This window comes from Nodosilinea sp. FACHB-131 (genome assembly GCF_014695395.1).
GTDB lineage: Bacteria > Cyanobacteriota > Cyanobacteriia > Phormidesmidales > Phormidesmidaceae > Nodosilinea.
Map to the genome: position 1 here is coordinate 78,525 of NZ_JACJOF010000032.1, position 19,122 is coordinate 97,646.

At 54.9% G+C, this 19,122-nt stretch carries 18 protein-coding genes; 6 read left to right on the forward strand and 12 right to left on the reverse strand.

Annotated elements, in window-relative coordinates; genetic code table 11:
- Window positions 1–13 precede the first annotated feature (13 nt).
- Window positions 14–340: a hypothetical protein gene (locus H6F75_RS27815; RefSeq protein ID WP_199304071.1), complete on the reverse strand. Its 327-nt coding sequence runs from the start codon at window positions 338–340 to the stop codon at window positions 14–16.
- 20 nt (window positions 341–360) lie between these two features.
- Here H6F75_RS27815 and H6F75_RS21860 point away from each other — a divergent pair, with 20 nt between their 5' ends.
- Window positions 361–2,094: an ABC transporter permease subunit gene (locus tag H6F75_RS21860; protein WP_190754556.1), complete on the forward strand. Its 1,734-nt coding sequence runs from the start codon at window positions 361–363 to the stop codon at window positions 2,092–2,094.
- 85 nt (window positions 2,095–2,179) lie between these two features.
- Here H6F75_RS21860 and H6F75_RS21865 read toward each other — a convergent pair whose 3' ends face one another.
- Entirely contained in the window at window positions 2,180–2,458 is a 279-nt protein-coding gene (locus tag H6F75_RS21865) for a hypothetical protein (RefSeq protein ID WP_190754557.1), read from the reverse strand.
- 480 nt (window positions 2,459–2,938) lie between these two features.
- On the opposite strand from H6F75_RS21865, the gene H6F75_RS21870 reads away from it, so the two are divergent.
- Window positions 2,939–3,160, forward strand: a complete 222-nt coding sequence (locus H6F75_RS21870; RefSeq protein WP_190754558.1) for a DUF4327 family protein — start codon at window positions 2,939–2,941, stop codon at window positions 3,158–3,160.
- Window positions 3,161–3,201: 41 nt separating this feature from the next.
- Here H6F75_RS21870 and H6F75_RS21875 read toward each other — a convergent pair whose 3' ends face one another.
- Window positions 3,202–4,098, reverse strand: coding sequence for a DUF72 domain-containing protein (locus H6F75_RS21875; RefSeq protein WP_190754590.1), 897 nt, complete (start codon window positions 4,096–4,098; stop codon window positions 3,202–3,204).
- Between the two features lie 196 nt (window positions 4,099–4,294).
- Between H6F75_RS21875 and H6F75_RS21880 the strand changes: the two genes are divergently transcribed.
- On the forward strand, window positions 4,295–5,185 hold the full coding sequence (locus H6F75_RS21880) for a polyphosphate kinase 2 family protein (RefSeq protein ID WP_190754559.1): 891 nt from the start codon (window positions 4,295–4,297) through the stop codon (window positions 5,183–5,185).
- Window positions 5,186–5,302: 117 nt separating this feature from the next.
- Here H6F75_RS21880 and H6F75_RS21885 read toward each other — a convergent pair whose 3' ends face one another.
- The 9 genes from H6F75_RS21885 to H6F75_RS21925 form a co-directional block, all read right to left on the reverse strand.
- Window positions 5,303–6,673 carry an AtzE family amidohydrolase gene (locus H6F75_RS21885; protein ID WP_190754560.1) on the reverse strand — a complete coding sequence of 457 codons (1,371 nt, stop codon included), beginning with the start codon at window positions 6,671–6,673 and terminating at the stop codon, window positions 5,303–5,305.
- Window positions 6,670–6,867 carry a DUF4089 domain-containing protein gene (locus tag H6F75_RS21890; protein WP_190754561.1) on the reverse strand — a complete coding sequence of 66 codons (198 nt, stop codon included), beginning with the start codon at window positions 6,865–6,867 and terminating at the stop codon, window positions 6,670–6,672. The genes H6F75_RS21885 and H6F75_RS21890 overlap by 4 nt, the downstream gene beginning before the upstream one ends.
- Window positions 6,867–8,615 carry a dynamin family protein gene (locus H6F75_RS21895; protein WP_190754562.1) on the reverse strand — a complete coding sequence of 583 codons (1,749 nt, stop codon included), beginning with the start codon at window positions 8,613–8,615 and terminating at the stop codon, window positions 6,867–6,869. The genes H6F75_RS21890 and H6F75_RS21895 overlap by 1 nt, the downstream gene beginning before the upstream one ends.
- Window positions 8,616–9,150: 535 nt before the next feature.
- On the reverse strand, window positions 9,151–10,485 hold the full coding sequence (locus tag H6F75_RS21900) for a hypothetical protein (protein ID WP_190754563.1): 1,335 nt from the start codon (window positions 10,483–10,485) through the stop codon (window positions 9,151–9,153).
- A gap of 438 nt (window positions 10,486–10,923) precedes the next feature.
- Entirely contained in the window at window positions 10,924–12,195 is a 1,272-nt protein-coding gene (locus tag H6F75_RS21905; protein WP_190754564.1) for a SufS family cysteine desulfurase, read from the reverse strand.
- A gap of 28 nt (window positions 12,196–12,223) precedes the next feature.
- Window positions 12,224–13,546 (reverse strand): Fe-S cluster assembly protein SufD, encoded by a 1,323-nt coding sequence (gene sufD, locus H6F75_RS21910; RefSeq protein WP_242020271.1) that lies wholly within the window; start codon window positions 13,544–13,546, stop codon window positions 12,224–12,226.
- Window positions 13,546–14,334, reverse strand: coding sequence for a Fe-S cluster assembly ATPase SufC (gene sufC / locus H6F75_RS21915; RefSeq protein ID WP_190754566.1), 789 nt, complete (start codon window positions 14,332–14,334; stop codon window positions 13,546–13,548). Before sufC ends, sufD begins: the two co-directional genes overlap by 1 nt.
- A 238-nt stretch (window positions 14,335–14,572) precedes the next feature.
- The gene (gene sufB, locus H6F75_RS21920; RefSeq protein ID WP_190754567.1) at window positions 14,573–16,012 is read right to left on the reverse strand and encodes a Fe-S cluster assembly protein SufB; all 1,440 of its coding nucleotides are present in this window, start codon (window positions 16,010–16,012) and stop codon (window positions 14,573–14,575) included.
- 66 nt (window positions 16,013–16,078) lie between these two features.
- Window positions 16,079–16,438, reverse strand: a complete 360-nt coding sequence (locus H6F75_RS21925) for a ferredoxin-thioredoxin reductase catalytic domain-containing protein (RefSeq protein WP_190517277.1) — start codon at window positions 16,436–16,438, stop codon at window positions 16,079–16,081.
- A gap of 202 nt (window positions 16,439–16,640) precedes the next feature.
- Between H6F75_RS21925 and sufR the strand changes: the two genes are divergently transcribed.
- The 3 genes from sufR (at window position 16,641) to H6F75_RS21940 (ending at window position 19,048) form a co-directional block, all read left to right on the forward strand.
- Window positions 16,641–17,303, forward strand: coding sequence for an iron-sulfur cluster biosynthesis transcriptional regulator SufR (gene sufR / locus H6F75_RS21930; RefSeq protein ID WP_190754568.1), 663 nt, complete (start codon window positions 16,641–16,643; stop codon window positions 17,301–17,303).
- 550 nt (window positions 17,304–17,853) lie between these two features.
- The gene (locus H6F75_RS21935) at window positions 17,854–18,123 is read left to right on the forward strand and encodes a hypothetical protein (protein ID WP_190754569.1); all 270 of its coding nucleotides are present in this window, start codon (window positions 17,854–17,856) and stop codon (window positions 18,121–18,123) included.
- Between the two features lie 151 nt (window positions 18,124–18,274).
- Window positions 18,275–19,048, forward strand: coding sequence for a PspA/IM30 family protein (locus tag H6F75_RS21940; protein ID WP_190517288.1), 774 nt, complete (start codon window positions 18,275–18,277; stop codon window positions 19,046–19,048).
- Window positions 19,049–19,122: the final 74 nt, after the last annotated feature.

Here is a 19,122-nt window from a genome sequence, read left to right on the forward strand (position 1 = left end):
TGTGCGGTCTGGTTTAGAAAGCAGTCAGGTTGCGGATGAAATATCCCAGCACAATACCGAAGAGCAGCGCCCACAACTGTCCTGACTCGACAAAATTGTTCCAAATTTCGACCATATCCCCCAAAATGTCTTGGTCGAACTGCTGGGCCAGCACTGGGGATAGCGCCTCTGTATCTACCGTAAATCCGGTCACTCCGGCCACGGCAGGTAGCTCAACTCCGGTAAAATAGCCGCTGAAACTGTCGCCATCGCCCAAGGTAATGGGGCGCAGCAGCTGGTCTACAGAGGGCAGAGAAGCATCTTGCGAAAGAAAACCGTGGGTCTGGAACATGACATCCATAGCGGGGTGACGACCTGAGCATGGTTAACACCCAACAGACTATCACCATACCGCTGCGACCGAGCCTCTGGAACCCAAAAACCGCCAGCGCTCTGGGGGTTTTGCTGACTCTGGGCCTGGCTGCCTACCAGGCGGGGCTAGGGCGACCAGGAATAGACCTAATAAATCTGGGCGGGTGGCCCCAGCTACAAGAGTTTTTGACCGCCAGCCTGCAGCCCGACCTCAGCCCCGAGTTTGTTGTGCTCATGGGCCGCGCCGCCTTGGTCACCCTAGCCTACGCGGTGCTGGGCACGACCCTCAGCGTGGGGTTGGGGATGGTAGGCGGGCTGCTTTCCTCAGCCGTATGGTGGCAGTTGGTTCTCCCTGGCAAGGCTGAGGGGCTGCGGCGAGGTATGTGGCTAGGGGTGCGGGGGCTGCTGGCCTTTCCCCGCGCCATCCACGAGCTGATCTGGGGGCTGGTGCTGCTGCAAGTACTAGGGCTAAACCCATTGGTGGGGGTGTTGGCGATCGCGATTCCCTTTGGGGCGATCGTCGCCAAAGTCTTCTCAGAAATTTTGGATGAGACGCCCCCCGAACCGCTCCACGCCCTGCTCAATGCTGGCACGCCGCCGCTGGCCGCCTTTATCTACGGGCTACTGCCCCAGGCGCTACCCAACCTCCTCTCCTACACCTTTTACCGCTTTGAATGTTCCCTCAGGGCATCCGCCGTTTTGGGAATTATCGGAGCCGGAGGCCTGGGCTACGAGATTTTTCTCAGCCTGCAATCTCTGCGCTATGAGCAGCTGTGGACGGGGTTCTACGCGCTGATTGTGCTCAATGGCGCAGTCGATGCCTGGAGCGCCATAGTGCGTCGCCGCATGGGCTTCACCAGCCGCCTCAACATCAACCGCAAACCGGGAGTTGCTTCTCGGCTTGCCCATCAAGCCCCGCGACAAGACGGATTCTTAAAGCTGTCGTGGGTGGGGGCGATCGCGGCGATCCCGCTGAGCTGGTGGTGGCTGCGGCTAGATGTGGGGGTACTGGGGTCGGCCCGCACCCAGCGCCTCTTGGGTGAATTGTTGAGCACCGGCTGGCCGCCCCTGCCAACCTGGGCTGAGCTGGTGAAGTTAGCTCAGCTCTCCTGGCTGACGGTGGCGATGTCGATGGTGGCGATCGCCCTGGCCGGGCTCGGCGGCATGCTCTTCTCGCTGCCCGCTGCCCAGAACTTTTTGCTGCCGGGGGGGCTGCTGCGTCCCGTTGGGCAGCAGGGGGAATCTGCCTGGGTGGCCTATATATTGCTGGGCTTAAGTCGGCTTGTGCTACTGGTCAGCCGCGCCATCCCCGCTCCGATCTGGGCGCTGGTGCTGCTCTACATGCTGTTTCCTGGCGTGCTGCCGGGAGCACTAGCCCTCGCCCTGCACAACTTCGGCATTCTTGGCCGGCTGATGGCCGAGGTGAACGAAAATCTCGACGATCGCCCCGTTCGCGCCCTTAGCACCCTAGGAGCCAGCCCCAGTGCGATTGTGGCCTACGGTATCTTGCCCCAAAACCTGGGCCGCTTTCTGGCCTACATTCTCTACCGCTGGGAAGTCTGCCTGCGCGAAACCGTGATTGTGGGCCTGGTGGGGGCCGGCGGTCTAGGCCGTTTGCTCACCGAGCAGATCAGCAGCTTCGACTACAGCGGCGTGATGATAACGCTAAGCGTTTTTGTGGTGCTGACTTTTGCTGTGGATGGGGTGAGTCAGCGGCTGCGGGGAGTGTTGAGGGAGAGGTAGAGAGTTTTGAGTGCTTAGTTTTGAGTTGCTGCATCCGACCAAGTTCAAAATTCAAAACTCAAAATTCAAAACTTTCCCTACGCCCCTACTCCCCCCGCCAGTCAGGACAAACCCCACCCCCTTGCCACCCCTGGGGATGGATTGCGCACACCAGCATACAGCGCTTGGCGCGGCTGGTGCCGTAGGCGATGCCGTGGTAGTTGGTGCAGCCCTGGCAGGGTTGAGGACGCGTGGGCGGCAAAGATTGAAAGCCGACCTGCGATCGCAAAATTTGCTGCTTGCTCTGCCGCCGATGCCACTGCTCGAAGGCGCGGCGGCGGCATAAATCGTTGGCCCGGTGAAAGAGTTCGTCGGTTACGCTCACGACCTATTCTCCCGGTAGAGGGTGGATGGCGCAGGTAGCACCAGCGACGACTTGGGTTAAGGCAAGGGAGCGGTCAGCCGCTAACCCAGGCACCGCCAGTAGCGACCCTAGATCTAGCCTACCGAACCGAGCCGGACGATGCCGAAAATTTAAAGGGTCGCAATGTCACGCCGCTGGCACTGCAATTCAAGCCAGGTCTGAGGGAAGGCTTAGAGGGAGGCTAGCAGCGCGCTATGCAATATCTGCATAGTATCCAAGCAAAAATCGCATGTTACAGCCTCGTCACACTTGGAGAGTGTGCTAAGGGGAAAATTACAGCATTTGTTAATGGTGCCGGTGGAGGATTAAGGCGAGAATAAGTGAGAGCTGCTAGCCAAATCCTTAAAAGTATCAGTAAACTAGAACACAGAATCTAAAGATTCTTGTCTGGCTTACTTGACTTTTACCTTTGCAGCTCCTCTGTCGTTACTGGGTTTAGCTATGCTTCAGTCCCTCCACTATTCCATCGATATTATTCGTGACGAAGCTCGACAGCTGGTTCAAAAGGGTGTGGTTAGCCGTCAGCAACCGATTTATACCCTTTGCCGCCACATCCCCGCCCGCGAATGGGCCGTGGTGGAAACCGAGCTAGAGTCTTCAGGGTTTTTGCTGCGCGATCGCGTTGGCGACCTCATGGGCCGCGAAGATTGGGAAAATGACTAGCCATAGCTAGGGCTGTCGTCTAATCAGGGCCATTTATTTATTCATCCAAACAAACTGAGCTGAGCCGAGGAGTTGTCTTCCTCGGCTTTTTGTTGTTCGGCTACATCCCACAGCAGAGGGGGTAAAGCAACCCCAGCCTGCTGAAGCCGGTGGTAGACCTCGCGGGCCACCGTTGGCGACTTGGCCTCTTGGGGGCAGTGGGCAAAGAAATATATGTCGGTACCAGCCTCTAGCCACTGGCGCAGCCGGGGCACCCATTCATCGAAATAGGTTTGGTTATAAGCCAAGTTGGGATGGCTGATGTAGCGAACGATTGTGAACGGAGCCGTCACCTCGGGCTGGAGCGGCACCCTGGGTTTCTTACGCTCGGAGCCAATCTGGGGGTCGTCATCGAGGGTGTCGATACAGTCGTAGACGGGACGGGTATCTAGCAGCACGCGGCCTACGCCCAGGCTGCTCAGCATTTGGTTTAGGCGGGTGCTGTGGGGTTCGGCAAACCAGTCAAGGTGGCGCACTTCTACAGCAATCGGATGAGTTTGCCGAGGCCAGCGGGTGAGAAAGTCTCGCAGATCGGCCAGCTGCTCAGGGCTGTAGGTGGGTGGTAGCTGAATGAACAGTGGCCCCAGCCGATCTCCGAGAGGCATTAAGGTTTGTAGAAAGCGGTGCGCCTCGTCTACAAAGGGCATCAGCTTGCCCTGGTGAGAGAAAGCGCGGGGCAGCTTAGGGCAGAACCGAAAGCCGGGGGGCATGGTGGTAGCCCAGCGATCGACGGTTTTGGCATCGGGCATGGAGTAAAAGGTGGTATTGCCCTCGACAGCGGTCATGCGATCGCCGTACAGCCGCAAAAAATCCCCCGCCTTGCTGCCCTTCGGGTAAAAGCTGCCGACCCAGTCCTTAAACGCCCACACCGCGCACCCGGTAAAGTAAGCCCCCGCCATTGCTGTCACCCCCGATTACCTGCTGTCTTCCAATTCTGACGTAATACCAGCCATCCCTGGGAAGACAGGATGAGACCAGCGGCGCAGTGCAAGTCGATAGGTTAAGGGTTGAGACAGATAGAGGGCGGGCTCAGCCCAGGTTAGTTATGCTTTAGACCACATCTTCTGGGAAAGACTACCACTAGGTCACCTGTCCATGGACTCTAAATTGTTTCTAGCTGCCCTCAACCCAGACTCGATGATGGTTAAGCCCAGCCACCGGGTCAGGATCAAAGACTTTGACCCCAGCTTTACGGGCGAATTTAGTAAAAAAACGGCTAAAGAGCTTTTGCAGCAGAGCGTTGAAGAACTGGCCGACTACCAAAACGTGCTCTACGCCCAAAACACCTACGCGCTGCTGCTGATTTTTCAGGCGATGGATGCCGCAGGTAAAGACAGCACCATCAAACATGTGATGTCGGGGGTTAATCCCCAGGGTTGCCAGGTGTTTAGCTTTAAGCAGCCCTCTAGTGAAGAGCTCGATCACGACTACCTGTGGCGATCGTTTAAAGCCCTGCCCGAGCGCGGCAACATTGGCATTTTCAATCGTTCTTACTACGAAGAGGTGCTGATAGTGCGGGTGCACCCTGCGTTGCTAGACCAGCAGCAGCTACCCCAGAACACTTTGGGCAAAGATATTTGGCAGCAGCGCTTTGAGGAGATCAACAACTTCGAAAAATACCTGGTCAACAACGGCATCGTGGTGATGAAGTTCTTTCTCAACGTCTCAAAGGAAGAACAGAAAAAACGGTTTCTAGAACGCATCGATCGCCCCGAAAAAAACTGGAAATTTTCCATCGCTGATGTGCAAGAACGGGGCCATTGGAAAGACTATATGGCCGCCTACGAAGACATGTTTAGCCACACCAGCACCGATTGGGCTCCCTGGCACATTATTCCGGCCGACAACAAGTGGTTTACCCGTCTGGCGGTGGCCAGCCTAGTGTGCCAAAAACTAAAGTCCCTCAACCTGGCCTTTCCTGTGTTAGAGGATAACCACATGGAGCGGCTGCATGAGGCGAGGGTGATGTTGGAGGGTGAGGAGTAGAAAGGGTGTAGACGCGGAGTGGCTTTTTGAAGGCTGGGATGGATGAGTTCAAAATTCAAAATTGAGAATTCAAAATTTTGCACTTTGAACTCCCTCTTCCTCACCTCCTCATCTTTCCTATCCCCTCATTCCCTCACTCTCCAACCACGCGGCCACCCGAAACAAATTCGCCTCTTGATACGGTGCGGCAATCAGTTGAATGCCGACGGGAAGTTGTCCCGGACGGTGAATAGGCACTGACAATACCGGCAGGCCAATAAATGAAAGGGGTTGGGTGTAGAAGCCTAGATGGGGCCGCAGGGGGTAGAGTTCGCCGTCAATCTCCAGGGTGGTTTGGTCGAGGGGCGGGGCCACGCAGGGAGTAGTGGGGGTGATGAGGACATCGTAGTTTTGGAAGACCTCGCGGACGCGATCGCGGTACCACCGCCGCAGCCTTTGAGCCTGCACATAGCAGGCGGTGGGAAGCATGGCTCCGGCGAGGAAGCGATCGCGCGTCGCTGGATCAAAATCCATCGGGCTCTGCCGCAGGCGTTCCAAATGCAGCTGGCTGCCCTCGCAGGCGGTGATGATATAGGCAGCAGCCCTGGCCCGATGGGTCTCAGGAAATTCCACCACCTCAGAAATTCCTAAGGACTGGATTACCTCAGCCAGTACGTCCCGGACGAGAGGTTCCATTCCCCGCGCAAAGTGCCCCCCCAATTGAGCGATTCGCAGGCCTTCAATACCCTTGCTGAGACACGGGGCGACGAGTTCTGGGGACCGTTGGGTACAGACGGGGTCAACGGGGTCTGGTCCCTGCATGATGTCGTAGAGGGTGGCGAGATCGGAGAGCGATCGCGCCAGCGGCCCCACATGATCCAAACTGCTGGAAAACAAAAACGCTCCGGCTCGCGACAGCCTGCCGTAGGTAGGCTTCAGCCCATACACCCCGCACAGCGAGGCGGGCACCCGAATCGAGCCATTGGTGTCGGACCCCAGGGTAAAGGGGACCAGGCCCGCTGCGATCGCCGCCGCCGACCCACCCGAGGATCCGCCCGCTATCCGGCTAGGGTCGTGGGGGTTGGGGGTAGTGCCAAAGTGGGCGTTGATGGTGACAAAGCCGTAGGCGTATTCATCCATGTTCAGCGCGCCGACCAGCACTGCTCCGGTCTGCTCCAATCGCGCAATAACGGTGGCATCCTGCGCCGCTGGGGGATTCCTCTGGTTGAGTTTGGCCCCGGCGACGGTGGTGATGCCCTCAACGTCGAACAGGTTCTTGACCGCAAAGGGAACCCCGGCCAGAGGACCGGGGTCTTCGCCTACGGCGATCGCAGCGTCAATGGCCTGAGCCTGCGATCGCGCCCTTGCCGCCGTCACCGCCGTAAAACAGTTGAGCGCTGGATTGCGCCGGGCAATATCCGCCAAAGTTGCCTCCAACACAGTCACAGCAGATAGGCTCCCAGCTTTGATAGCAGCGGCCAAGGCCAGGGCATCAGGCGGTTGGGTCATGGCTCAAAGGTGGCGGCGCTCTCTACGGTGTCGGGTAGGGGAAACGTGAGGACGGGCTGGGCGATCGCAAAAATATGCTCCACATTCGCCACCACCCCTGCTTTGAGCTCGTCGGGGAGGCTCAGTCCTAGCGCTGCGGCCATCAGGTCCACATAGGCTTCCATATCGACGGAGTTTGAGGGTTCAGATGTCATCACCGCTTCTCTGCCCCTGCTTCACCCAGCACCTTTGAGCTAAACAGCCCCGCCGCCTCTTGCTTAATCGCGGTGTATTGGTCTATTACCGGCTGCACCGCCTCTTCCTCGCGCTCTACATAGTCATAGAACTGGGTAAAGATGCGCTCCACTTCTTCGTAGATCAGCCCCAGCTTTTCGTTTAGGCGGCTGGCCACCTCTTGCTGAAAGCGATCTTTCTCACTGTCTAGCGCCTGCTCAAACTTGGCAACAATGCGGTTGCGCTGCCAGAGAATGCCGATCGCCAGCACCACCACCCCCACCCCGGCAAAGGCAATGCCAATGGCGCTAAGAATGGCCTCGGCGACCGCAAACTCAATGATGTGCAGAATGGTGCCCGCCACCGCCATAATTGCCCCACCGACAATTTCGTTGGCCATGTCGCCCGCCTGGGTAGACAGCACATCGCCTAGGCCCTGGTCAGCCATCAGATTCTTAACCTTCGCCATCACGCTCTCGATCACCTCCTGGCGACGCTCCAGCACCTTAAGCGAAATGTGGCTGCTCTCAATGCGCTGGGTTTTAACGCTCTCCAGGTCTTGGTTGAGCCCGTCAAACAGCTGACGAATGCCGTCAACAAAGTGCTGCGCTCCCTCATTCGAGGCCTCTTCCAGCGACTCGCGCAGGTCGCGGGCGCAGCGCTCCTGAAAGTCATCCACCCAGGCCTGCATCGACTCGTTCTGGTTAAAGATGCCGACGAAGGAGCGCCGCATCACCATCAGTACCGACAGGCTCTCGCGAAAGTCGCGCTTGATGCGAGCCGAAATGATTTCGTAGCGGGCCGCCAGACGGTCGGCCAGGGTGTTGATTTCGTAGCGCGATCGCCCCCGGCCCGCGTCAATCTTAGAGCGAATGCTCTGGGATGTGGCGCGATCGGCGACCAGCTGACGGCTCAGCGCTTCCACATCACTATTTAGCAGGTCAATAATCTGCTGAGTGGTCTGGCTCACCGATCGCAGCTTAATCTTGTAGCTCTCCCCCGACGACACCATCGCCTGAATGTATTGGCGCACCGGCTCAAAGCCGCTATTGGCGGTGTCGCCCTCATTCTCTAGCGCTGCCGAGGTAGGAAAGATGATCGGGGCTTTGATCTGCTTCTGGTAGGCGTATTCTTTAACGCGATCGATGTTGGTTTGCAAATCAGCGGGGCGCAGCAGATCTGCCTGCTGAAGAATAAACACCACCTTTTTGCGCCACTCAGCACTGACGAAATCTAAAAAGTCCCAAGCGCTCTTCTGGTAGGGGTTTTTGGCAAACAGCACAAAGAACGTCAGGTCGCTATTGGGAATGTAGCGCTCGGTAATAATCTGGTGCTCGGCTACCACCGTGTTGGTGCCCGGCGTATCCACAATCGAGATGTCTTGCAGGATGGGGATGGGCCGCCCAATCTTGCGCAGGTTAGGCTCTACCTGTTCGACGAATTCTTGCTCAGCATAAATAATCTGCTGAATCGAGTCGGTGCAGGGCTCAATATCGGTGGCGCACACCTCAGCGTCGAGCAGGGCATTGACGAAGCTGCTTTTGCCCGCCTTGACCTCGCCCACCACCACAAACAAAAATGGCTCGTTGATGTTGCGGCGCAGGCTGTGGGTGGTGCGCTGCAAATCAGGATTGTTAATGTTGGTAGCCAGGGCCTGCACCCGCTCCAGCAGATGATCCAAATCGGCCCGGTAAGCCTGAAGCGCTTGGTTAACGATTTTGCTGGCCACGGCGGTTTCTCCCCAACGTCTCTTTCAAGCCCTAGTGGGCACAGCGTAAAATGCTCACCTATCCTCAAAGTACCGCATGGCCAGAAGTTTGGGCTCATTTTGAGCAATCAGATCCGCCCCAACACTCACAATGTCCCTAAGGCTAGACAGGTACAAGAGGATCAACCGATTCGCTGCCAACCCCAGCTCACGGCTGCTTTACTGCATTCCCATCGGCTAGACCTATGCGGCAACAAAACCCTTGAATTCCTAGTCTTAGCTAGACGGCTAATAATAAATACCAAATCTGCTTCAGAGTTAAATTTACTGAAACATCTCGCTTGATTCGCTTCAACGCGCAAAACTCAAACTTTAGCTCATAGCTTAAGAAGCTGCTTGAAAAAGATTTGTCGTGGCTTGAGACCCCTTCTGCCGCTTAAAGGGTAAGTTTTCAAGCTCAAAGTGCTTCTCACAGACGTCTATAGCTTCCGCAGAGCAGGAGAATCCAAGAAAAGTCTCAACTCCTTCTGCGTTGGCAAAACCTTTAAAGCAATTTCTATGGCGTAGAGTTGCGGCTTTTGTATCTCATAAAACCTATGGCCTCTGCTAGACGCATAAGCAAAACCTTAAATTCAGAAATCTTTTGCAGGCCAGTAATCTCTATTACATTTTTAGAGTCAGAAATAATGATTGCGGAGTAAGGATTTTTTATAAAAAATATGTCTTTAATTTCACGCACTGCCAATGAGCCTTGGTGTCTTTCACGCCCCCAAAAACTAAAACGCAGAGAATAAATCAATCTCTCATTGTTTATCCTAAAAATCTCGGACATGCTTACATCTAACGACTTCGAAAGCAAAAACCCACTAATAATTAGCATTTCGAAGACGTCAACAAAATTGCCGAGAAGAAAATTAGAGTAATTCCAAAAAAATAGGGTTCCCTGTATGCTCTGTAAACTTTGACCCATATTTTGAACAGGGCTTGACCCTAGTAACCCCCAAGCCAGTTCACCTATAAAGCTCAAAAAATTAATACCAATAACCAGAACAAAAGACTTCACCAAAATAATAAAAATCTCACAGGTCATTTGCATGTAGCTCTGCAAGTTCCAATGAGATTCAATCGTATATGGAATTGCTTTATGTTTAACTACGATTAGATCACGGCATTCGGCAATCTCAGAGTCTTTGATAACTTGTCTAAATTTGCGCCTTAAAGTTTTATACTCCTCAAAGTCATGGCTCTTGAGAGCGAGTTCTGGATTTGCCCCGTCGCTGTCTTGGAAGCATATGGAGACACCGTAGGCTTTAGACAGAGCTAAAGCTTTACTGTAGGTAAGCTGCAAATTTTCACTTTCGTAGAATATAGTTCCTTCAATATCTTGTTCAGCCTCATCTAGAGCAGGGCAATCTTTGGTTACTTTACTCCTATAAAGCAGGACAACTCGCCAAGCCGTAAATAGACTATTTCTAAACACTTGAGATCTAACAACTTCTGGTTGAATATTCAAGCTTAAAATCTCGACGTCTAAAGGCAAATATGTCGAGGCCTTTCTAATCAGATTTTTAGACATAAAATTGTCTAACAAAAAGCAAATGCAGAACCCAGTAAATATGCCAAATTCAAATTTCTCAAAAGCAAATATAAAAATCAGGCTAGCCAACAACAGAAATGGATAAGACAACCCAACAACGCCACTGATGCGGCCACCCTCATCCCTAAAAGGATGGGCGACCATACTATACACCTCACTCAGACTAACTCTTGATACTTTGATCATGGCTTCTGTAGCCACTTTTAGAAGAGCGAAAATATTCAGCAAATAAAAAATGTTTTTAGGGTAGCTCTTATACTCAAACACCTCTCCCGAAATTTCTTCTACACTCATAGTTAGGATCTGATGAAATGTGACAGCTGGTTTTAGTCAACATATTCTATAGGACGAAGGAGAACGGATTTCTTGACAGGAATAAATTTTCACCAACTCCATAGTCTAAACGCTGATTTGTGAAGTAAGCTCCAACGCTTGTGACTAGAAAGCTATATAGTCACGTTATGTTGTTTCACAAGATATTTAGCTAGGAATACCTGCGAGGAAAAAGCTGCAACGCTAGTGACGAAGAGCAGCTCAAATGAATTCTCTAACCCCACCCTACTAAGAGGTGAGAAGGATGATTTTGGGCCCTACACATTCTGGAGGGGTGATGGGAAGAAGTTTGAAGCCTGTCTAAGTTGTGATGCGTTCAATCTGGCTTTTAGCATGCCCAGAAGAACTGATGAAATTCACATAGCTTAAACAGACTCCTTGGCGACCTACAAGTAGCGGTCAATCGAGTTCTTCAAACACGCTTTTGAAGAACTCGATAGTGTCTTTGAGCACAGCGATAAAGCTGTCGATCTCGGCTTTGGTGTTGTAAAAATAGAGGCTAGCCCGAGCGGTAGAGTCTACGTTCAAAACACGGTGCAGAGGCTGGGTGCAGTGATGGCCCGAGCGAATGGCAATGCCCGACTGATCTAGTAGGGTAGACAAGTCCTGCGCGTGGACGCCCTCAACGGTGAAGGTAGCTAGGGCTGCCCGTCCGCCGCCGTCGGCTTGGGGAAGCGGGCCGTAGAGGGTGACTTCAGGAATGGTCTGCATTTGCTGGTACAGATAGGCCGTTAGCTCATGCTCGTATGCAGCGATGTTGTCCATGCCCAGGGTCGAGAGATAGTCTACGGCTGCCCCAAGAGCGATCGCCTCTGCGATTGCCGGAGTCCCTGCCTCAAACTTGTGGGGCAGCGCGGCGTAGGTGGAGTGATCTAAAAACACGTCGGCGATCATTTCGCCACCACCCATAAATGGAGGCATAGCCTCCAGCACTTCCAGCTTGCCGTAGAGAAACCCAATGCCGGTAGGGGCACACATCTTGTGGCCCGAGGCAACGAACCAGTCGCAGCCTAGGGCAGGCAAATTGAGCGGCAGGTGAGGCGCGCTCTGACAGCCATCAATCAGCACTTTGGCCCCGTGGCGGTGGGCAAGGTCGATGATCTCTTCTACTGGGTTGATGCAGCCCAGGGTGTTAGAAACGTGGTTAACGGCCACTAGTCGGGTCTTGTCGTTGACTAGCTCACGATACTGATCGAGGTCAAAGGATTGGTCGGCAGTTAGCCCTACAAACTTAAGCACCGCTCCAGTGCGCTGGGCCACAAACTGCCAGGGCACCAGGTTGCTGTGGTGCTCCATCACCGAGAGAATAATTTCATCCCCTGCTTTCAGCGTGCTCATGCCCCAAGCGTAGGCCACTAAGTTGATGGCTTCGCTGGCATTGCGGGTAAAGACAATCTCGTCACGGCTGGTAGCCTTAACAAAGGCAGCCACTTTATCCCTCGCGCCCTCATAGGACTCAGTGGCCCGAGCGCTGAGGTTGTGCACCCCTCGATGCACGTTGGCATTGTCGTTTTGGTAGTAGTGCTGTAGCGCATCTAGCACCGCCTTGGGCTTCTGCGAGGTGGCAGCGTTGTCGAGGTAAACCAGCGGCTGACCATTCACCTCCTGATGCAGAATCGGGAAGTCGGCACGAACCTTAGCGGCGAGGGTGAGTTCCTGGGCGACGGTCATAGGAGTGAGGGGGTGGATGGGTAGGGGGTCAGGGCCACTGGGTGATTGCTTCGGCAAGGCGCGATCGCAGCGTCTCAACCGGTATCCTGTCTAAAATCTCCATAGCAAAAGCATAGATCAGCAATCGCTGGGCTTGGGGAGCGCTAATGCCGCGACTTTGCAGGTAAAAAATCTCGTCCGACTGAAGCTGGCTCACCGTTGCTCCGTGGGCGCACTTGACGTTATCGGCCACGATTTCGAGCTGGGGTTTAGTATCTATCCGCGCCTGGTCAGACAGCAGCAGGTTGCGGTTGAGCTGGCTGGCATTGGTGAGCTGGGCTTTTTGGGCTACAGCCATGCGTCCGTTAAAAACGCTGTGGGCTTTGCCATCCACAATCGCCTTGTGCTCCTGCTCCACAATCCCGTGGGGATGGCTCAGGGCCACCAGGCTGTGGGTGTCAGCGTGCTGGGTAGCGGAGATAGCCCCCAACCCATAGATCCTGGTGGTAGTTTGTTCGCCGGTTTGGTAAATTTCCCAGTTGTGGCGGGCCAGTTTGGCCCCAAACCCGGCAGCAACCCCAATGTACTGACTATCGCGAGCCTGGGTCACTACAGTCTTGCCGATGTGAAAGGTACCTGTGCCCTCTCGCTCGATGCGGCTATGGGTAATCTGGGCGTTGGCGTCGAGCCACAGCTCAGTGACGGCATTGGTGAAGTGGGTTGCCGTTGAGTTGCCCCAGTAATCTTCTACCAGGGTGAGGGCACTACCCGACTCAGCAACCACTAAACAGCGGGGCTGAACAAGCAGGGAATCGCCCTGGGCCTGAGACACATAGATAATTTGAATTGGGGTTTCAACCACCTGGTTGCGGGGCAGCCAAACCACCACAGCATCCGTAAAGCCCACGGTGTTTAGAGCCGTAAACACTTCGTGGTTGCCGCTGGCTTGGGCGAGGCGGTCAGCCAGTTGGCTCTGAAGTTCGGGGCGATCGCCTAGCGAACCAACAACTGCCCCCTCTGGCAAGCTACCAAGCTGAGACAGCTCGCGACTCACCCGTCCATTAACGACCACCACCTGAGCGCCAGCGGTCTCTGGCAGGCGCAGCTCAGCGATATCAGCCTCGGTGACAGAAGCCTCTCCAGTGGTGGCAAAGTCGATGGCCAACATTGCCGATAGGTCGGTGAAGCGCCAGTCTTCCTGTCGAGTCGAAGGAAAGGTTTGCTCGTTGAGGAAGGAGGCGGCGCGCGAGCGCACCTCCTCTAGAGCCAGGTTCTCGGGCACAGCTGCCTGGGCAATCTGCACCAGCCCCTTCAGGTAAGCATCGCGCTGATCAGCCGTTCTTAACACGCTCACGTCAGACACAGTCGCCATTACGCCGTCACCCCCGCGCGAAATTCCTCCAGCACCCATTCGTAGCCGCGCGACTCTAGCTGCTTAGCCAGGTCTTTGCCGCCGGTCGTGATAATGCGACCATCAGCCATCACGTGGACGAAGTCGGGCACGATGTAGTCGAGCAGCCGCTGGTAGTGGGTAATCAGCACTACGGCGTTGTCGGCGTTGGCCAGCTGGTTTACCCCACCGGCCACAGTTTTGAGCGCGTCAATATCAAGCCCTGAATCGGTTTCGTCCAGAATGGACAGGGCCGGTTCTAGCAGCGCCATTTGCAGAATTTCGTTGCGCTTTTTCTCGCCACCCGAAAAGCCTTCGTTGACGCTGCGATCTAAGAAAGACGCATCCATCTTCACCACGTCCAGCTTTTCTTCGATCAGGTCGTCGAAGTCAAATACGTCAATTTCGTCTTCGCCCCGAGCCTTACGGTGGGCATTGAAAGCTACCCGCAAAAAGTCGCGGTTGCTCACCCCAGGAATTTCTAGCGGGTACTGGAAGGCGAGAAAAATACCGGCGGTGGCGCGATCGTGGGGATCTAGCTCAAGAACGTCCTGTCCTTTAAAGTGGATCTCTCCCGCCGTCACCTCATAGTCGGGATGACCCGCTAGCACCTTAGAAAATGTGCTCTTACCCGAGCCGTTGAGACCCATGATGGCGTGAATTTCTCCAGCCCGCACCTCCAGGTTGAGGCCTTTGAGAATTTCGGTGCCGTCCACAGTGGCACGGAGGTCGCGCACCGAGAGAATAATTTCGCTGTTGTCGTTAATCATGGTTCCTTTCCCGTAGGGTGGGCACCGCCCACCATGCTCCTGCGCGATGAAGTTTCGAACTTTCGTTTTTGTAGGGTGGGCATTGCCCACCATCTACCTCTGTCGACTTTGGAGATTCCCTGTTGGTGAATTTCCCGCTTGTAAGGATTCTCAAGTGGTGGGCAGTGCCCACCCTACCGGGATTTTCAGCTCCCCTCTCCCTAAGGGAGAGGGGTTGGGGGTGAGGGAGTTCATCCATCTACCCCACCGAGTTCTCTAACTTCAGCGCCAGCAGCTTATCCGCCTCAGCGGCAAACTCCATGGGCAGCTTGTTAAATACATCGCGGCAGAACCCGCTGATGATCATCGACACCGCATCCTCCGGCGAAATGCCCCGCTGGGCAAAATAGAACAGCTGGTCTTCGCCAATCTTAGAGGTCGAGGCTTCATGCTCAACCTGAGCAGTGCTGTTCTGCACCTGAATGTAGGGGAAGGTGTTGGCGCTGGAAGTATCGCCAATCAGCATCGAGTCGCACTGGGAGTAGTTGCGCGCCCCAGTAGCCTTTGGCCCAATTTTCACCAGGCCTCGATAGCTATTCTTTGAGTTCGCCGCCGAAATGCCCTTGGAGATAATGGTGCTACGGGTATTTTTGCCCACGTGCACCATCTTGGTGCCGGTGTCGGCCTGCTGCATATTGTTGGTCAACGCCACCGAGTAAAACTCACCCACAGAGTTGTCGCCCACGAGCACACAGCTGGGGTATTTCCAGGTGATGGCCGAGCCGGTTTCTACCTGGGTCCAGGAGATTTTAGAATTCTTCCCGGCGCAGAGGCCACGCTTGGTGACGAAGTTGTAGATGCCGCCCTTGCCGTTCTCATCCCCGGCGTACCAGTTCTGCACAGTGGAGTAGTTGATACTCGCGTCATCCATGGCCACCAATTCGACGGTCGCAGCGTGGAGCTGGTTGCTGTCATACATGGGGGCGGTGCAGCCCTCCAGGTAGGTCACCGAGCTGCCCGCTTCGGCCACAATCAGCGTGCGCTCAAACTGGCCCGAGTCGCCGTTGTTGATGCGGAAGTAGGTCGACAAATCCATCGGACACTGGGTGTCTTTGGGAATGTACACAAACGACCCGTCACTAAACACCGCCGAGTTCAGCGCCGCAAAGTAGTTGTCGCCGATGGGAATGACGCTGCCCAGGTATTTCTCCACCAGGTCGGGGTGCTCTTGCAGCGCCTCGGAGATCGAGCAGAAGATAACGCCTGATTCAGCCAGCTTCTCTTTAAAGGTGGTGGCCACCGACACGCTGTCAAAGATGGCATCAACGGCTACGTTGGCCAGCCGCTTTTGCTCCGAGAGGGGAATGCCCAGCTTCTCGAAGGTGTCGAGCAGAGTAGGGTCTACTTCGTCCAGACTGCCGAGCTTTTTGGGCTGGGTCTTGGGGGCCGAGTAGTAGACGATGTTCTGGTAGTCGATGGGCGGATACTTGACGTTGGGCCAAGCAGGCTCTTTCATCGTCAGCCACTTGCGGTAGGCCTTCAGCCGAAACTCCAGCATGAAGGCTGGCTCGTTCTTCTTGGCTGAGATCATGCGCACCACGTCTTCGCTGAGGCCGCGAGGAATGGCGTCGGCCTCAATATTGGTAGTGAAGCCGTACTTATAGGGTTGGCTAACAAGGGTTTGAACGGAAGCACTCATGACGCGACTCTGTAAACGGGCTGCACAATCGGGGTTAGACAGGAATCTGGCGGGACGGGCAGAAGCTTAAAACTTGTTGGTTTCGGCACGAATGGTTTCGAAGGTAATGTCTTGCTGCTCGCCCGCGAAGGGGTTGTCGGGCGTGAGAAAGAGCATGCAGTGGCACTCTTTGCGCTCCTGCATGGGGATGCAGGGACAGTTCCAGTAGATGGCTTTAACCTCAGCCCCTTTGTCTTCGTAATGGCGACAGGGGCACAGGGGCGCGCCGAGGTCATCTTTGTGTTTGGCTAGACCTTCAAGCACCACCGCAGTCACACCAGCATCGGAGCAAAAGTAGGTGCCAGTGCGCTTGGCGTAGCTCTGGGCAAAGTTGCGCATGAGCTCTAGGTTCTTGTCGGTGGCCTGATTGGGTTTGAGGTCAGTCATTACGGGATTGGTACGCTACACAGCCCAATAATTTTATACAATTAAAGCAACTTTTAAGTTGTCTAACTGAATCTTAGACTAGTTTAACAACATAAAGGTTGTCAAAGTAGATTATCGTCCGATGGACTGGGATAATCCTGGTCTAGGTAGGTATAGTCTCCTGTGACTATGTCCTCTATAAGTCTTACTGTGGGCCAACGCCATGACCTCTGTGCAGCAACCCTCTACCTCTACAAAAGACGACATTTTGATGTACCTGCTCAGGCAGGGCGAAGCGACAGCCCATGATCTGGCAGAGCACTTTGAGGTGAGTGCCCAGGCCATTCGTCGCCATCTAAAGGATTTGGAAGCAGAAGCGCTAATCGAGCACCGAGCGGTGCAGGAGGGCATGGGACGACCTAACCACCTGTATCAGATCAGCGCCAAGGGGCGCGATCGCTACCCCGCTAAGTACGATGAATTTGCGATTTCTCTGCTCGATACCCTGTCTGCCACCATGGGCCAGGAGCAGGTGGGCACCATGCTGCGCAAACAGTGGGAGCGCAAGGCCCTGGAGTATCGCGATCGCGTCGGCACCGGCAGCTTAGGCGAACGGGTGGCTCGACTGGTGCAGATTCGCCAGGCCGAGGGCTATATGTCTGAGTGGCACGAGGTCAGCGATGGCGATGTGCGTCAGACCGGCCCTGGCTACATCATCACCGAATATAACTGCGCTATTTCTCACATTGCGGAGTCGTTCCCTAGCGTTTGCGGCCATGAGCTAGAGATGTTTCAGGTGGCGCTGACCGACTGCACGGTGCAGCGTACCCACTGGCTGGTGAGAGGTGAGCATCGCTGCGGCTACCTGGTGCAGGGGCGCGACTAGGAGATTTAAGCCGTACGAGCTTCAAGGCGGGGCTTTGTCTCTTAGAACTGAGGTCCCATAGGGTTAACCTGCATCTTTCACCTGGCCTTTTTGCCCAAAGCCGGTGCCTTGAGCTTTCACCTCGCGTTCCGACCAGAGATGTTTGGCGGACTGTGGTTGGCCAAAAACGTCATTGGTACCCCGTCTTCCTAGCCTTGGTAAATACCGTCAGCGGGCAGTACGCCGTGGCTCGGAGGGTAAATTGTATGCGGCCTGCTGCGTACGGTGGGCGATTAGCTGGGGGCCTGGCTCAGCAGTTTGAGATCTAGAAGCATCCAAAGTTCTGCCCGAAACGTAGATCTAGAACAACCCTCTCCAAATAAAGGCGGCGGCTGGGACATTCCTGGCAGCCGCTTTTCTCTTTTTTGCAGGGCTTTTGCCAACCTCAGTAGGGTCTGACACTATGAATGTATAGTGACCACCGTGCTTAGGGGAGTCCTTACCCTCGGCAAAAACCGAGGAGGCAGTGCGATCGCTATAGTTGTCCTTTAATATTTCCTCGCCTTGAACCATGCTTGACCAATCGCTCCAGTTTCTCACCCCAGAAGAATCGGCGGAAGTCGACAAGGCGCTGCTGTCATCCCCCGAGAAATTTTTGGCCCGGCTCACCATCTCCACGGGCAAGCTACTACGAGTCATTGCCGCCGATACCAATACCCCAATTGAGGCCCTAACCGCCGTACAGATTATCCAGTGGTTTGAAAAAGATGCCAAGCTCAAGCGTGAGCAGGGGGTTAATGCGTCGGTGTTGAAGTGGGATGCGGAGAATTTGGAGGGATAAGGGCTTGGGGTTCAAGGTTTAAGGTTCACAGGGGCGGCTCTAAACCTTAAACCTTAAACCTCGATCCCCCTACCTGAACCCGATCTCCCCTCACTTTCTGTAAACTAGGTAGAGACCATCGCAACACCATAGATTAAGGAAGCAGCACGTCATGGGGTTATTTGATCGCGTTAGCCGAGTGGTTCGCTCTAACCTGAATGCGGCGGTGAGTTCGGCGGAGAATCCAGAGAAGATTTTGGACCAGGCCATCATCGATATGCAGGAAGACCTGGTGCAAATGCGCCAGGCGGTGGCGGGCGCGATCGCCAGCCAGAAGCGGGTGCAGCAGCAGTATGAGCGGGCTAGCAGTGAAGCCAACACCTGGCAGCAGCGGGCTCAGCTAGCCCTGCAAAAGGGCGATGACGAACTGGCCAAACAGGCGCTGCTGCGCAAGAAAACCCAGGCCGAAACCGCCGTTGCCCTCAAGACTCAGCTAGATGGCCAAAGCGCCACCGTGGATCAGCTCAAACGCAACCTGATTGGCTTAGAGAGCAAGCTGTCTGAGGCCAAGACCAAAAAAGATATGCTCAAGGCACGGGCCAGTGCCGCCAAGGCCAACGAGCAACTGCAAAACACCACCAGCAGTCTCAACACCGGCAGCGCTATGGCGGCCTTTGAGCGCATGGAAGAAAAGGTGCTGCAAATGGAGGCTAGATCCCAAGCGGCGGTAGAGCTAGCTGGGTCTGACTTAGAAAGCCAGTTTGCCAGGTTAGAAGCCGGTGGCGATGTCGATCTAGAGCTGGAGGCAATGAAGGCCCAGCTGGCGGGTGGCACCGTTGACCAGGGGCAGTTGCCCGCTGCTGGAACAGCAATCCCCGCCACCGAGTCGACGGAAGTGGATGCCGAGCTAGAGCAACTGCGATCGCAGATTGACAAGCTTGACTAGACCTTTAGGCGGGTACAAGGTTTAGGGTCAAAGGTAGCCCCTTGAACCCTAAACCTTGTACCTGCTATGCCTAA